Annotated in this window: 15 protein-coding genes; 11 read left to right on the top strand and 4 right to left on the bottom strand. The window is 65.8% G+C overall.

Annotated features, from left to right (window positions below; translation table 11 throughout):
* The first annotated feature begins 73 nt into the window (after positions 1-73).
* Genes ACREYQ_RS21940 through ACREYQ_RS21930 form a run of 3 tightly spaced genes read left to right on the top strand, consistent with a single transcriptional unit; the run spans position 74 to position 3454 of the window.
* Positions 74-1396 (top strand): DUF1254 domain-containing protein, encoded by a 1323-nt coding sequence (locus ACREYQ_RS21940; protein WP_432262268.1) that lies wholly within the window; start codon positions 74-76, stop codon positions 1394-1396.
* Positions 1393-2373: a Bug family tripartite tricarboxylate transporter substrate binding protein gene (locus ACREYQ_RS21935; RefSeq protein WP_432262267.1), complete on the top strand. Its 981-nt coding sequence runs from the start codon at positions 1393-1395 to the stop codon at positions 2371-2373. Before ACREYQ_RS21940 ends, ACREYQ_RS21935 begins: the two co-directional genes overlap by 4 nt.
* Before the next feature lie 58 nt (positions 2374-2431).
* Positions 2432-3454: a Bug family tripartite tricarboxylate transporter substrate binding protein gene (locus tag ACREYQ_RS21930; protein ID WP_432262266.1), complete on the top strand. Its 1023-nt coding sequence runs from the start codon at positions 2432-2434 to the stop codon at positions 3452-3454.
* A gap of 16 nt (positions 3455-3470) precedes the next feature.
* Here the strand turns inward: ACREYQ_RS21930 and ACREYQ_RS21925 are convergent, their stop codons facing one another.
* From ACREYQ_RS21925 to ACREYQ_RS21915, 3 genes are all read right to left on the bottom strand, one after another.
* Positions 3471-4661 (bottom strand): M24 family metallopeptidase, encoded by a 1191-nt coding sequence (locus ACREYQ_RS21925; RefSeq protein ID WP_432262265.1) that lies wholly within the window; start codon positions 4659-4661, stop codon positions 3471-3473.
* Positions 4662-4672: 11 nt separating this feature from the next.
* Positions 4673-5641, bottom strand: a complete 969-nt coding sequence (locus tag ACREYQ_RS21920; protein WP_432262264.1) for a Bug family tripartite tricarboxylate transporter substrate binding protein — start codon at positions 5639-5641, stop codon at positions 4673-4675.
* Positions 5642-5761: 120 nt separating this feature from the next.
* Positions 5762-6367 carry a TetR/AcrR family transcriptional regulator gene (locus ACREYQ_RS21915; protein WP_432262263.1) on the bottom strand — a complete coding sequence of 202 codons (606 nt, stop codon included), beginning with the start codon at positions 6365-6367 and terminating at the stop codon, positions 5762-5764.
* Between the two features lie 146 nt (positions 6368-6513).
* On the opposite strand from ACREYQ_RS21915, the gene ACREYQ_RS21910 reads away from it, so the two are divergent.
* Complete coding sequence (locus ACREYQ_RS21910) at positions 6514-7005, top strand: flavodoxin family protein (protein ID WP_432262262.1); 492 nt, start codon at positions 6514-6516, stop codon at positions 7003-7005.
* A gap of 27 nt (positions 7006-7032) precedes the next feature.
* Here the strand turns inward: ACREYQ_RS21910 and ACREYQ_RS21905 are convergent, their stop codons facing one another.
* Positions 7033-7236: a hypothetical protein gene (locus ACREYQ_RS21905; protein ID WP_432262261.1), complete on the bottom strand. Its 204-nt coding sequence runs from the start codon at positions 7234-7236 to the stop codon at positions 7033-7035.
* A 115-nt stretch (positions 7237-7351) separates the two neighbouring features.
* On the opposite strand from ACREYQ_RS21905, the gene ACREYQ_RS21900 reads away from it, so the two are divergent.
* The 7 genes from ACREYQ_RS21900 to ACREYQ_RS21870 all read left to right on the top strand — a co-directional run bounded on the left by ACREYQ_RS21900 (position 7352) and on the right by ACREYQ_RS21870 (position 14882).
* Positions 7352-7561, top strand: coding sequence for a hypothetical protein (locus ACREYQ_RS21900; RefSeq protein ID WP_432262260.1), 210 nt, complete (start codon positions 7352-7354; stop codon positions 7559-7561).
* Between the two features lie 81 nt (positions 7562-7642).
* A complete protein-coding gene (gene flhC, locus ACREYQ_RS21895) occupies positions 7643-8269 on the top strand; it encodes a flagellar transcriptional regulator FlhC (RefSeq protein ID WP_432262259.1) in 627 nt (208 codons plus the stop codon).
* Between the two features lie 97 nt (positions 8270-8366).
* Positions 8367-8741 (top strand): hypothetical protein, encoded by a 375-nt coding sequence (locus ACREYQ_RS21890; protein WP_432262258.1) that lies wholly within the window; start codon positions 8367-8369, stop codon positions 8739-8741.
* Between the two features lie 486 nt (positions 8742-9227).
* The gene (locus tag ACREYQ_RS21885) at positions 9228-10106 is read left to right on the top strand and encodes a lipid A biosynthesis lauroyl acyltransferase (protein ID WP_432262257.1); all 879 of its coding nucleotides are present in this window, start codon (positions 9228-9230) and stop codon (positions 10104-10106) included.
* A 436-nt stretch (positions 10107-10542) separates the two neighbouring features.
* On the top strand, positions 10543-12267 hold the full coding sequence (locus ACREYQ_RS21880; protein WP_432262256.1) for a trypsin-like peptidase domain-containing protein: 1725 nt from the start codon (positions 10543-10545) through the stop codon (positions 12265-12267).
* 77 nt (positions 12268-12344) lie between these two features.
* A complete protein-coding gene (locus ACREYQ_RS21875; protein WP_432262255.1) occupies positions 12345-13124 on the top strand; it encodes a protein phosphatase 2C domain-containing protein in 780 nt (259 codons plus the stop codon).
* Between the two features lie 24 nt (positions 13125-13148).
* Positions 13149-14882, top strand: a complete 1734-nt coding sequence (locus ACREYQ_RS21870) for a protein kinase domain-containing protein (protein WP_432262254.1) — start codon at positions 13149-13151, stop codon at positions 14880-14882.
* The last annotated feature ends 28 nt before the right edge of the window (positions 14883-14910 follow it).

Raw genomic sequence — 14910 nt, 5'->3', positions numbered from 1 at the left:
TGATGCCGTGGTGACCTTGTGCGCGACGGACAAGCGCAGCCGGTCATTGACAAAAGCCGACGGAGACAACGCGATGAACCAAGCCACTGCGCCCTTCCTTGCCGGCGCGCCCATCGACACGCCCCAGGAGGCCCTGACGGTTGCGGCAGCGCTGCCGCTGGTGGTGGCCACCTATCCGCTGTTTGAAAGCCTGCGCACCTGCCGCCTGCAAACGTCCGTCGCGCAAGCCACCGGCTACGGGCGCGCGCCCGTCAACACGCTGTCGGCCAGCAAGCAGCCGTGGACGCACCTGGACCGCGACATCGTCACGCCGGCCAATGACCTGCTCTACTTCTGCGCCTGGATCAACCTGGCCGATGGTCCGGTCACGCTGCACGTGCCTGCGCTGCCGGATGCGAGCCGCTATTACGTGGTGGAGTTGCTGGACGCCTGGACCAACAACTTCGAGAACCTGGGTCCGCGCAACGTGCCCGCCACCGGCGCTGACATCGTGCTGGCCGGCCCCGGCCAGCACGCAGAAGGGCCACATGTGGTGCATTGCCCGACGTCGCTGGTGTGGATGCTGGGCCGCGTGCTTGTTACCAGCGCCGACGACCTGCCGGCAGCCAGCGCCTTCGAGAACGGCTTCCGACTGTCTGGCGGCACCCGCCATCAGCCCGCGTGCGTGCGCGACTGGCAGGACGGCGGCGGCCCGGCGCTGGACTTCTTCGCCAATATCTTCAACGCGCTGCGCGAGTATCCGGCCGAGCCTTCCGCCGCTGGCCTGCTGTCGCTGCTGCGCAAGTGCGGCATCCGCGCCGGCGAGCCCGTCGACGTGGGCGCGCTGCGGCCCGCGGTGCAGCAGGGCCTGGCCCGCGCCTGGCGCGAAGGCATGGCGCTGATCGAGGCCAGTACCCGCAGCCATGCGCGCAAGAGCTGGACCTACAGCCTGGTGCTGGGCCGTTATGGCAATGACTGGATGCAGCGCGCCGTCACCGCCATGAAAGGCCTGGGCGCGCTGCGCGCCGACGAGGCCGTCTACGCCGCCGCCGACTACGACGCCGACGGCGAACTGCTGCATGGACGCCACACCTACGCCCTGCACTTCCCGGCGGGCCACCTGCCGCCGGCGCAGGCATTCTGGTCGGTATCTCTCTACGGGGCCGACCGCTTCTTCACCGACAACGCGATCGGCCGCTATGCGCTGGGCGACCGCAGCCCGGGCCTGCAATACGATGCCGACGGCGGCCTCACGCTGACCCTCTCGCACCAGCGCCCGGCACAGGCACAGCAGAACTGGTTGCCGGCGCCAGACGCCCCCTTCTACCTGATCCTGCGCCTTTACCACCCCACCAACGGCTTCATGGCCGGCGACTACGTGATCCCGCCGCTGCGGCGCGTGAAGGAAGCATCATGAATCAGCCCTCTGTCTTCGCCCGAGCCTTGCTCACTGCCGGCCTGGCGATGCTGTGCCAGGCCAGTCCCGCGCACGGGCAAACGTATCCGTCGCGACCGGTCAAGCTGGTGTCGCCCTACGGTGCGGGCGGCTCCAACGACATCTCCGCCCGCATCCTTGCCGAGGCACTGGGCCACAAGCTCGGCCAGCAGGTGGTGGTCGAGAACAAACCCGGCGCCGGCACGCGCCTGGCCACCGAGCAGGTGGCTCATGCCGCGCCGGACGGCTACACGCTGCTGTGGGCCGCCGCGCCCTTCGCCATCAATACCGCGGCAGGCATCGCGCAGCGCTACGACGTCCACAAGGACTTCGTGCCGGTCGGGCCGCGTGTGCTGGGCCCGGTCTTCCTGATCGTCAATGCCAGTTCGCCGGCGCGCACCGTCGCCGACTTCGTGCGCATGGCGCGGGACAAGCCGGAGGGCGTGACGCTGGCATCGCCGGGCGCGGGCTCCGGCCCGCACCTGACTGCCGAACTGTTCGGGCAGGTCGGCAAGTTCAGGCTGCTGAACGTGCACTACCGCGGCGACGCCACCGCCTATACCGAACTGCTGGCCGGCCGCGCGGACGCCACCCTGACCGCCATCACCTCGGCGCTGCCGTTCATCAAGGCCGGCAAGCTGCGCGTGCTGGCCGTGGCCTCGGAACAGCGCTCGCCGGTCTATCCGGATGCGCCCACCTTCGCCGAACAGGGCTACCCGGGCATGGTCGGCTACGGCTGGTTCGGGCTGGTCGCGCCAGCCGGCACGCCGCCCGCCGTCGCCGAGCGGTTGAACCGCGAGGCCTCCGCCGTGCTGGCTGACGCCGATATCCGGCAGAAACTGCTGGGGCTGGGTCTTGAGCCGCACCCCGAGCCGGGCAGCACGTTTTCCGCCTTCATCGACCAGGAGATCGGCAAATGGGGCCAGCTGATCAAGGCGCGCGGCATCAAGCTGGAGTGAGACACCCCTTAGACGTACGGCAACACGTGACATCCCACCCCAAGGAGACAACGCCATCATGATGACCGCTGCCCCTGTTCTGCACCGGCTGCGCGGCACGCTGCTGCAAGCCACGCTGCCCCTGCTCGCCGTCGCGGCCCTCGCCGTTGCGCCCTTGCCCGCCGCCGCACAGGGCGCCTACCCGGCCAAGCCCGTCCACCTGATCGTCGCCTATCCGCCGGGCGGCCTGACCGACACGCTGGCGCGCGCCATCGGCGACGGCCTGTCGCGCCAGCTCGGCAAGACCGTGGTGGTCGAGAACAAGGGCGGCGCCGGCGGCATCATCGGCACCGACTACGTGGCCAAGTCGGCACCGGACGGCTATACGCTACTGATGACCATTCCCGGCCCGATCACGTCCAACCTGGCGCTGTACAAGAAGCTGCCGTACGACCCGCGCACCGACCTGCGCCCGATCTCCGACATCGCCACCGCGCGCACCGTGCTGGCCGTCAACAGCGGCGTGCCGGCCAGGACCGTTGCCGAACTGCTGGCCTATGCCAAGGCGTCGCCCGGCAAGATGCGCATGGGGTCCTGGGGCCCGGGCACGCAGCCGCATACCATCCAGACCTACTTCGCCAGGCAATACCGGGCAGACATGCTGCACGTCCCCTATCGCGGCGAAGGGCCGATGGTGACTGATTTGCTGGCCGGCCAGGTCAACGTGACGGTGGGCTCGGTGACGGCGCTCAGGCAACACTTCGCCACGGGCAAACTGCGCCCCCTCGCCGTCACCGGCACGCGCCGCGCGCAGGGCCTGCCCGACGTGCCGACCTTCACCGAAGCCGGCTACGCCGACGAACCGTTCCGCCTGACCGGGCCGATCACGCTGATGGCGCCCGCGAAAACGCCGCAGGAGATCATCGACCGCCTGGGCCGCGAAGCCGTCAGCCTGGTCGCCAGCGCCGACATGCAGCGACGCATCCTGGACATGGGCGCGGAGCCGCTCGGCAACACGCCGGCACAGGCGGAGGCTGCTTACAAGGCCTACTTGCCGGTGGTGCTGAAGCTGACGGCGGATACGGGGGTGACGCTCGACTGAACTGCGCCGCGGGCTGCTAGGCCACGGTAGCGTACTCCAGCGTCTTCGGCGTCTTGACGATGACTTCCGGACGGTCGCCCACCACCACGGTGTCGTCCAGCCGGAAGCCGCCGAGGCCGTAGACATAGAGGCCCGGCTCCGCCGAATACACCTCGCCGGCAAGCAGCGTGCGGGTGTTGAAGGCCATGTCCTCCGGGTATTCGTGCAGCATCAGGCCGACGGCATGGCCGGTGCGGTGGAATACATAGTCCCCGCAGCCGGCCTGCTCGATCACGGCCTGCGCGGCCGCATCCATATCGCATACGCGCTTGCCGACCACCGCCGCGGCGACCGCGGCGTCGGTGGCCCTTGCGGCAACCTGGTAGAGCCGCGCCTGCTCGTCGCCAGGCCGGCCGCAAAACCAGGTGCGCTCATTCTCGACATAGAGCCCGTTCAGGCGCGGCAGCACAAGGTTGACAATGGTGTCGCCAGCGCAGATCCGTGCGCCGCAGGCGGCCCCGTCGCCGTGTGGCGATGCGGATGCCGGCCCGCTCAGCGTCCAGCACTTGAGGATGTCGAAATCCTCGCCCGGGAAGCGCAGCGCCGCCTCTTCCGACATCAACGCCGCCATGGCGTGGTCGAGTTCCTGCACCAGCCGGCCGGGCCGGATGTTCTCGCGATACCGGTCCTGCACCCAGTCCGTCAGTGCCCCAAGCTCGCGCATGACCTGTAGTTCCTCCGCATGCTTGACCCAGCGCAGGCCGCGCATCTCGGCCATCGCCGGACGCAGCGTGAGTTCGGGCAGGTAGCGCTGCGCACCAGCCAGGATCGGATGCTGGACATCGACCGCAATGCGCGACATGCCAAGCCCTTTCGCGCCAAGCAATGCCGCGACGACCTCGGGCAATTGCGACGGCAGCGGCAGCCGGTTGGACACGCGCGGATGCTCGGTGTAGAAGGTCACGTCCGTCAGCCAGACCGTGCCCTTCTCGGTAGCAAAGCGCATGTGATTGGTCGACAGTTCGTTCATCACCGCGAAGGTGTCGCCATGGCGCGGCACCACCACGAACACCGGCCGCTCCCACGGCCAGACGTCGAGCTGGAAGTTGGTGGCGTATTGGAAGAAGTCGGGCGTGCCGAACACCAGCGCGTCGACGCGCAGCTTGTCCATCAGCCTGTGCATGGCCGCCAGACGATAGTCGCGTACGGCTTTGGTGAGATGTGCCATGGCAGCGGCCCTCAGAGAGAAATAGCGAGTTTGCGGATGATGGGGCCCCAGGTGTCGGCGTCGCGCTTCATGTAGCGCTCGACCTCGGACGGCGGCCCCTTGATCGCTTCCAGGAACTGGAAGCCGAGCTTCTCCTGGAAGTTCGGGTCGTCCAGGATCTGGTTGATGTCGGCATTGACCTTGCTGACGACCGCCGCGGGCGTGCCCGAGCGGGCAACGATCGCGTACCACCCGGGTACCTGCACATCGTAGCCAAGCTCCTTGAAGGTGGGCACCGCCGGCAACGCCGGCAGCCGCTTGTCGCCGGTGACGGCCAGCGGAACCAGTTTCTTGCCGGCAATAAAGGGCTGCACGCCCGCGAGGACATTCATCATCACCGGCGTCTGCCCGTTCATCAGGCTGGTCGAGCCGCCGGTGCCGTTGAACGGCACATGCTGCAGCCGGATGCCGGTGCGCTGCGCGACCAGTTCCATGGCCAGGTGGGTGGAGTTGCCGATGCCACCTGAAGCAAAGCTGATCTCGCCCGGCCGGGCCTTGGCCATCCGCACGAAATCCTGGAACGTATTGACCTTGAGCGCCGGCGCCGCGACAAAGACGAAGGGCGAGTTGGCAAGCATCGCCACGCCGGCCAGGTCCCGGCCCGGGTTGTACGGCAGCTTCGGATACAGGAAGGGATTGAAGCTCAGGTTGGACACGCCGGCGAAGAACAGCGTGTAGCCGTCGGCGGGCTGCCCGATCACATAGCTGATCGCCAGCGTGCCGTTGGCCCCGGGCTTGTTCTCTACCACCACCGGCTGGTGCCAGGCGCGGCTGAGCTGCTCCGCCAGCGCGCGCGCCAGCACGTCATTGCCGGTACCCCCGGCCTGCGGCACGACCAGCCGCACGGGTTTCGAAGGGAAGGCCTGCGCCTGCCCGATACCTGGCAGCGCCATCGCCACCGCGGTTCCGGCCGCCCAGGCCAGTAGTTGTCGCCGATCCATATTGCACCCTGTTGGTTTGCCACGATTCGCCCTGCTCCCGCAGGCGTGGATCGAAATGTACCATGTGGTACATCAAAGGGTATAATGAGGGTTTACGCCGATGCCAGCGCAAAAATGCCGTTACTTGCCGGTTTGGGGAGGTGCCGCCATCATGGCGGCGAAATACTTCAGCGCGGCTGTCGTGCCCTTGCGGTCACCGGTGGTAACCAGGTCCAGCAGCAGCCCGCGCACGGTGGCAAGCTCCACCCGCGCGCGCAGCCTGGCCTCGGCCGCGCTCAGGCCCAGGTCTCGCTGCAGGCGTGCCGCCAGCGTGGTCGTCCAGCTGCCGACGACATCTTCGAGAAAGCCGCTGAAGCGCTCGCGGTCGTGGATGGCCCTGCCGTAGATCTCGAACATCAGCTGCATGATCGGCAGGTAGCCTGGCGCGGCATAGCGCTCCCACGCCGCCTCCATCGCGGCACCGGGATCCATGCCCGCCAGTTCCACGCGCTGGCGCGCCGACTGCTCCGCGTGTCGGATGCGATGCAGCAGCGCCTGCCAGAAGCCATCCCCGGACCCAAAGTAGTAGATCAGCATGCGGTGGCTCGTGCCCAGCGCCTCCGCAACGCTGCGCAGGGAAAGATCGCCCAGGCCGTTGGCAAGAACATGATCGGTGGCGGCATCCAGCAACTGGATGGCCTGCTCGCTGGCGGAGCGGTCAATGACGGGGGTTTTGGCTTTGGGCATGGAGGAATGGCAGGTGCGCCAGCCCCGGATTCTACGATAACTGCCGTCGCCGGCGCGCATGCCTCGTGCCGTACGCGAAGCACCGGAACCCGCGTGATACAGTCTTCCACGTACGGCACAGGGCCGCACATGGCTCACGCGCAAGCATGAAAACGCTGCTGATCGTCTATCACACCATGACCGGAGGCACCCGGCAGATGGCCGAGGCCGCCGCCGCAGCGGCCCGCCGGCAGCCCGGCGTCACGGTCGTGCTCAAAACCGCGGCCGAGGCCGGCCCCGACGATGTCCTTGCCGCCGACGGCTATCTCTTCGCCACGCCGGAGAACCTGGCCGCCATGGCAGGGATGATGAAGGACTTCTTCGACCGCTGCTATTACGCCGCGCTGGACCGCATCAACGGCCGTCCCTACGCCACCATGATCTGCGCCGGCAGCGACGGCCAGAACGCACTGCGCCAGATCGACCGCATCGCCACCGGCTGGCGGCTCAACTGCGTGGCGCCCGGGCTGATCGTCTGCACGCATGCGCAGACGCCCGAGCGCATCCTCGCGCCCAAGCAAATCGAAGCACCAGACCTGGCGCGTTGTGCAGAGCTTGGGGAAGGGTTGGCGGCCGGGTTGGGGCTTGGGGTGTTCTGACGCCACAAGGCTGGGAACCGCCTGGAATCAGGCGAGCAGGGGCATGAGCCCATGCGGGGCCTCGTCCTCTTCTTCCTGCACGATCAGCGCAACGCCGCGCCGCCTGGCCGCGGCCAGGCCGATGTTGACGACGATGTCACGATCGTCGCAATGAACCAGGCCCCTGCGGGCACTTTCGACCGTCAGCTCCCAGCCTTGCGCCGTCCGCCTGATCAGGAAGTTCGCAGCCATGGGTCGCTCCGTGCCGTGGATGTTCTTGCAGCGTAGTGCATCGGTAAGATCGTTAAATCGGCGTCCGTCCGATAGCGTGGGGGCGCTTCTCCTACAGCCAGGCATGGACTGTGCAATGCATGAGAAGCATCAGGCCCAATCAGTCGCCGCCGATAAGTGGCACCAATATGCGGCACTGATATGCGTGGCCAGCAAATATGGAAATCCGACCGTTGACGCAGGTCATGGTTATAACCCCCTGACCGATCAAAGAATCCTCCTCGACTACGAAAAACCTGAGCCCCAGGCCCTCGACAAACAGTGCCGTGCGCTGCGCGGGCCATGATTATCGGAGACGTGCGGGACAAACCGGTTGCTGACTGGTATCGGCCCGCGCCCCGTCTCGGACATATCCCCGGAGGAGACCATGGACGCACGAACTATCGCCGGCACCCTCATGCCCGGCAAGCCGGCGGCAGCGGCACCACACCAAATGCTCCCGCCAGCCGGCAAGAGCGTGCTGCAGGATATGGAGCAGACCCGTCTGGCGATCGAGCTGATCGGCATGGGCGCGCGCCTGCAGGTGCTGGAATCCGAGGTGTCGCTCCCACGCGTGCGACTGATCCGGCTGTACAAGGAACTGTGCGGCGTGTCGCCCCCCAAGGGCATGCTGCCGTTCTCGACAGACTGGTTCGTGACCTGGCGCCCCAACGCCCATGCCTCGATGCTGCTTGGCGCTTACCGCTTCATGACGCGTGCCGGCAGCCTGGACGGTATCCGCGCGACCCTGTCCAGCTTCCGCATGTACCGCGAGCACTTGTGCGTCACGGGCGAAGCCGCGCAGCTGAGCTTTACCCGTGCCTGGATGCTGGTTCGCTTCTATGAGCACGGCATGCTGCAACTGGCGTGCTGCCAATGCTGCCGCGGCAACTATGTCGTGCGCGCCAACGATGCGCGCCGCCGCTACGTCTGCGGGCTATGCCTGCCGCCGGCGCGCGCGGGCAAGGGCCGCAAGGCCATGCCCCCGCATGATGACGGGCTGACCGGCGCATGATCGCGCATTGTCTGCTGGCGCACAGTCCGTCCACCCGCGCGCTTTCATGATGGATACATTCGACCACCCCGCCCCCGGCACTCCCGGAGCCTCGCCCATGTTCAGAATCCATATGCTTGGCAAGATGCTGGGCACCGCGGCGCCCGAAACCGGCAGCCAGGAGCGCGGCGCGCCGCAGCCCGCGCCGGCCGGCGCCAACGGCACCGGCATGCCGGAACAGATTGCCCACAACCTCAAGACGCAGGGCGACGCCATGATCCAATATGGCGCCCGGCTGCTGGTGATACGCGAGCTGCTGTATGCGCTGGTCGTGGCCCTGCCGCCCGCCGAGCGCGCCAGGGCGCAGCGCCGCTTCTGCCTGCGCATCAACCAGTTGCTGTCTCTGACCGATGATCACGTCCTGCCGGCAGAATTCCACAGCGCACTGCTGGCGGAGGTCAACTATTATCTCGGCGAGCTAAAGAAAACCTGACCCGATTCGGTCGGGCGTTTCTGCCGGTATCCAATCGAAGTCCGGTCGATTAATCGCTCGCACATTATCGCGGGCGTTGCGAGGCCGCCCGTGAAAATAGCGATTCGCCACAAATCGCTATTTTCCTGCCCTGTGCCCCTCTCCGGTTGCTACGGGCGGTAACTGTCGGCCTTGAACCGTGGCATCGTGCTACAGTGCGCCCTCAGCGAAAGCCTGCGCAGCGACGCATAGCGCACTCAAGCGGCCCCAATCATCCCCTGCGCCGCGCCGGGGATGGGGCCTTGCGTCCCGCCTGGCTTTGTCAGCCCCCGACGCGCACACCGTGCCGCGCCAGGCGCCAGGCATGTGCCGGGGGCCGGCCCTTGCTCTTCCCGCCTTCTTGCGCGCATCCCGCCCGCCACCAGCCCGTGGCGCCGAATCATTGCCGCGCAGCCGCCTGCCCCGGGGCCGCCGCCCCGACCGCCGCTGCCGCTCTCCAGGATCTTCATGACCCACCGGCTCCAGACTGCACTGACCATCGCAGTCTTCAAGCTCTTCGCCGCCTTGCCGTATGGCCTGACCGCCCGGCTGGGCGACGCCATCGGCAAGCTGCTGTACCGCATCCCCAGCCGCCGCCGGCGCATTGTCCATACCAACCTGGCCCTGTGCTTCCCGGACATGGACGCGGACGCGCGCGAGCAGCTGGCGCGGAACCACTTCGGCCATGTCCTGCGCAGCTACCTGGAGCGCGGCGTGCAGTGGTTCGGCAGCGCCGAGCGCCTGGGCAAGCTGGTCGAGCTGGATACGCGCATTGACCTGGCCTCCTGCGCGGAGCATCCGACCATCTTCATGGGCTTCCATTTCGTCGGCATAGAGGCCGGCTGCATGTACTACTCGATGCGCCACCCCGTGGCCTCGCTGTACACCAGGATGTCGAGCCGGCTGCTGGAAGAGATCTCGCGCACGCAGCGCGGGCGTTTCGGCGCCGAGATGATCCCACGCCATGGCAGCGGCAAGCAGGTGGTGCGCGCCCTGCGCGCCGGCTGCCCCGTGATGCTGGCGGCGGACATGGATTTCGGCGTCGCCGATTCGGTGTTCGTGCCGTTCTTTGGCGTGCCGGCCTGCACGCTGACCTCGGCCTCGCGCCTGGCCAGCATGACCGGCGCGCGCGTGGTGCCGTTCACCACCGAGGTGCTGCCCGACTACCGCGGCTACCGGCTGCGCGTATTCGATCCGCTGGAAGGCTTTCCTTCCGGCAGCGTCGAGGAAGATTCGCGCCGCATGAACGCCTTCCTCGAAACCCAGATCGCGACCATGCCGGAGCAGTATTACTGGATCCACCGGCGCTTCAAGAACCGGCCGCAGGGGATGCCGTCGGTGTACTGAGCGGGCCTGCCATTGCACGGGGTGAACAGCGGCTACCCAGGGTAGTTCGCACTTTTGCGAACCGATTCGGCATTACCTATACTCTTTCGAGAAGAACCACTTTAGCGTCACTTCTAGCGCCAACAAGCGCATTTCGAGTGCCCGGGGGAGGCTGCCGGCGGTGCCGGCACCGTTCAGGGGCGCGCATGCGTTGGCGGTCCTCGCGTTTGTCCGTATTACGCCCACGTTCCATTGCGATGGGACGAGGCGAGGCTTTGTCACGTCATGTCATGCCAGTGCGGGCGCAGTCCGGCATCAGGGTCCTGGCGGCTGAACCGAGGCTCGTTCCCATCCCTGCGCATAAGACAAAAATAAATGGCGGCAGCATTGGCCCCGACAAGTCCTGCGATATCGATAGCTTCAAAAGAGCTACCCGGCAACCATAAGGGAGACCGGGATGACACGCATTATCCTCACGCATCTATCGGGCTCCAAGGCCCATCAAATCGAGCAGTTCGAGGTGGATCGGTTCGACAAACTGATCCTCGGCCGCGACCCGGCCGCCACCGTCATCTTCGATCCGCAACGCGACGATCTGGTGAGCCGCCAGCACGCCGCCATTCAGATCAGGCAAGACGATGCGGCGCGCTACATGCTGGTCGACCTGGGCAGCAGCAACGGCACATTCCTCAACGGCCGCCCGGTCAAGGATGAAACGCCGCTGCAACCGGGTGACACGATCGAACTGGGCGAAGGCGGACCGCGCCTGGCCTTCGATCTGGAACCTCGGCCGGCTTCCGTTTCCGCTCCTGCACCGACACGCCTGAACGCGAAAGCCCTAGTGGAAACGCGCGCGGGACATCCCGCGGCTGCGGCGCCCTCCGCGGTCTCGGCGACAGCGCAGGCCAGAGCACACGAGGGGGGGATGCACGAAGTCCGGGTGGGGCAGCCCCCGGCGGACGCTGTCCACTCGGCGCCGACTCCGGCCGCGGATGATCGCGTCGGCAAGCAGACCGTACTGCGGATGATGACCCAGGAACGGCGCTCCACCGGGCGCAGGCTGATCATCGGCGCTGGCACTGTCGCCGCGCTCGCGGCCATCGTCGTCGGCGCGCTTGCGCACTTCGGGATCCTGTTTGGCAAGAGCCCCGAGGCAATCGTCGCGGACTTCGGTGCGGCAACGGTGGTCGTGGAGGCACGCTGGCACATCGTGGACAAGAATACGGGTCGGCCTGTCTATCAGCGTATTTGCATCGTCGAGAACCTGCGCCTCCCCTGCTTTCTCCAGATCGACAACAATCCGGTGCAGCGCTGGCTGACGACTGACGACGATGATCATCGCGGCATTCCGATCGAGGTAGGTGGGCGCGGCAGCGGTTTCGTGGTCAAGGACCAGGGCTTCATTCTGACGAACAAGCATGTCGCGCAAGGTTGGAAGGTGCCGGGCTGGATGGATTTCGACTCGAATGGCGGCATCTTGATCCGCATCTCGACGAGCGGCCAGGGTGAAGTCAGCATGGCGCGCATCAACCCGAAGGCCTACCGGCATCTCAAAGGCTGGGACTTCGACCACCCGGTGAAGCTGGTCAGGCCGAACTTCGCGGCACCAGGGGGCATGGGGCTCGGGACCATCTCCATGGCCCATCTCGAGGGGCGCAATGAAAGCTTGTCGGTACGCTTCCCCGATACGCGGGACAGCATCGAGGCACGTCTGGTCAAGGCGTCGGCCGAAGCGGATGTGGCGGAAATCAAGATTGATGCGACCCGCAAATTACCCACGATCAACCTGGCATCGGTGGGTTCGCGACCGCGCGTGGGCGAGCGGGTGACAGTGCTTGGCTATCCGGGCATATCCGAAGAGAAGCACGCCATCGTTCAATCCAGCGAAGGCGGCAATATTACCAATCTCCTCGAACTGATTCCTCAGCCCACCGTGACCGAAGGCATCATTGCCAAGGTCGGCGACACGGTCAAGTCTGAAAAGAATGTCCAGACGTTCGATGACCTGGGTGATGTCTATCAGCTTACGGTGACCGCGACAGGCCACGGCAACAGCGGGGGCCCCGTGTTCGACCGCGACGGCAAGGTAATCGGGCTGTTCACCTATTCTCGCTCGAGCGGCGACGAACGCGTGACGTTCGCGGTCCCGATCAAGTACGGGCTCGACTTGCTGCTTAACTGAGTCCAACGGGGAACGTTGCCATGTGCGCCGGCCAGGCCCGTCAAGCAGATCGATCCCGACTGATGGTCAGGTGTTCGATGCTTAGCGACGTCGGTTGCGTGCGCAGCCAGAACGAAGACGCGATCGGCTGCATGATTCCTCGCGAGGACGATCCGTTTGCGCGCGCCGGCACACTTGCCGTCGTGGCCGATGGCATGGGGGGGCATGCGGCAGGCGAAGTGGCGAGCCGGATTGCGCTGAGCACGGTGCTGCACGAGTATTACCGCAATCCGGGCCTGCCCACGGATGCGCTGAAGCATGCATTTGCCGTTGCCAATCAGGCGATCGGGAAACTGGCCGCGGACGACCCGAGTTGCGATGGCATGGGAACCACCTGCAGCGCGCTTGCCATTGTCAATGACCTGGCTTATATCGTCCACGTCGGCGACAGCCGGATCTACCTGCTTCGCCAACGCGAGTTTCGGCAATTGACGGAAGACGACTCCATGGTGGGTGAACTGTTCCGCCAGGGATTGCTCACGGCTGAAGAGGCCAACAGACACCCCGACAAGAATGTACTGCTGCGGGCCCTCGGAGCGCCGGACCACGAGCCAGCGATTTCGCTGGATGGGTTTCCCCTGGAACATGACGATTTCCTGATGCTATGCACTGACGGCATCAGCGACCAGATCGACGACACGACGATCGCATCGGTGATCATGAGGTTTGACCTGTTCGAGGCCTGTCAACAGCTGATTGAGCTTGCCCGCCTGGCGGGAGGGCTGGATAACGCGTCGGTCGCCATCTGCAGTGTGCAGCAGCTACCGCCGGCGCCTGGCGCGTCAGTTCGCTCAACACGCGAGACCAGCGCTTTCTGAACGTATTGGGTTGATGGATTCGCCATGTCAGTCAGGCAGATCGGCCACTACGAAATTCGCACCCTGCTGGGGCGTGGCGGGATCGGCGAAGTCTATGGCGCCTTCGATACCGAGCTTGAGCGTGATGTGGCGATCAAAACCCTTCGGCCTGAACTTAGCCTCGACAAGGGATTCCTGGACCGCTTTCGCGCTGAGGCGACCAGCCTTGCCAAGCTGAACCATCCGAATATCACCACACTGTATGCGCTGTTCAAGGATGGCGACACCATGTGCATGGTGATGGAGCTGGTTCACGGCGACACGCTGGAGACCATCCTGCAGCGCATCGGCAAGTTTCCCGTGCGGGACAGCCTCGCGGTCATCGTTCAAGCCATCATGGGCCTGCGCTACGCGCACAAGATGGGCGTGATTCACCGGGATATCAAGCCGTCCAACCTGATGCTCACGGAAAGCGGCACGCTGAAAATCATGGATTTCGGCATTGCGCGCATTCAGGGTTCGCAACGCCTCACGCAACAGGGCGATGTCGTCGGCACACTGGCTTACGCCTCGCCGGAGCAATTGCGCGGCCACGAGGGCGACGGCCGCAGCGACCTGTATAGCCTTGCCACGGTTCTGTACGAACTGGTATCCGGGAGACTGCCTTTCAACGCGACCAGCGACTATGAGCTGATCCGCGCGCAGGTAGAAGCCGTACCGCCCTCGCTGGCCCCATTGTGTCCGGACCTCGATCGCGGCGTCGAAAGCGCACTGATGCGCGCGCTTGCCAAGGCCCCTGAGGAGCGCTTCGACACGGTGGAGGACTTTGGCCGCGCACTGGCGGCTTTGCCGCTGTTTGCGGATGCGCCGGATATCGTGCGCGAGGGCGTGCTGCAGACCTACAACACGCTAGACCTTCTGGCGACCCGTACTGCAGGCGTGAACACAAGCACGATCCAAAGCGTGAACACTGGCGTGAACCCGGACGTGAGCACCAGTGTGAACCCAGACGTGAATACAGGCACCCGACTGCGCAGCCATGTGGATTGCGCTCAGTGCACGGCCAATGCCGCGGCATCGTCAGTACCTCCGGCGGCTGCAACAGAACCGCATTCCCGCCCCATTGCGCATCCGACAACCTTCAGCACGTCCATCAGGCCGGATTCGGTCCTGGCGCGCCCGCGCTCTCGCGTTTTCGCCTTGGGCGCGACCGCCGCCGGCCTGATCGTCGGCGCAGGCATACTCATGACGGTACTGATGCGGCAGCCGCAACCCTCCCCCCCATCGGCCTCCTCGGCCGAGGATGTTCCGCACCAGATTGCCGTGCCCGAACCACCGGCGGAGGAGCAGCCGATCAACCTTCCGCCGATCGCCCTGATCCCGACGCCATCGACCCCGGCGAGCCCGTCGTTGCCCCCGAGAGGACCGAACAGTAGTAATCCGCCAGCGCAGCAAGCCAGGCCAGACCTTGAGGGAAAGGTCGCCCAGGTCCTGGATTCGGGAGCACTGATTGTCTCAGGGAAGATCGTCAACCTGTCCTCCATCCGGGGTGAAGACGGAAAGCCGGCCCAGGCTATGCAGCGTTACCTCAAGGGCAAGGGCAACCAGCTGCAGTGTTTTGCCAAAGACAAGGGCTTTCAGTGCTTCGCGGATGGGGAAGACATTGGCGAGCATGCCATTCGAAATGGCTGGGCGCGCTCAAGGGACGGTGCGCCCGCGCGATACGTCACTGCCGAGCAGGAGGCAAGACGCGCTCGCGTCGGTGTCTGGGCATTGTAGTCATTGAGGGAAATCCTACCGGGTAGTC

Origin of the sequence: Cupriavidus sp. TMH.W2, assembly GCF_050847365.1 — a bacterium.
In the GTDB taxonomy this organism is placed as follows: domain Bacteria; phylum Pseudomonadota; class Gammaproteobacteria; order Burkholderiales; family Burkholderiaceae; genus Cupriavidus.
The sequence above is the reverse complement of the archived record's forward strand: the minus strand, read 5'-3'. Positions and strand labels throughout refer to the sequence as shown.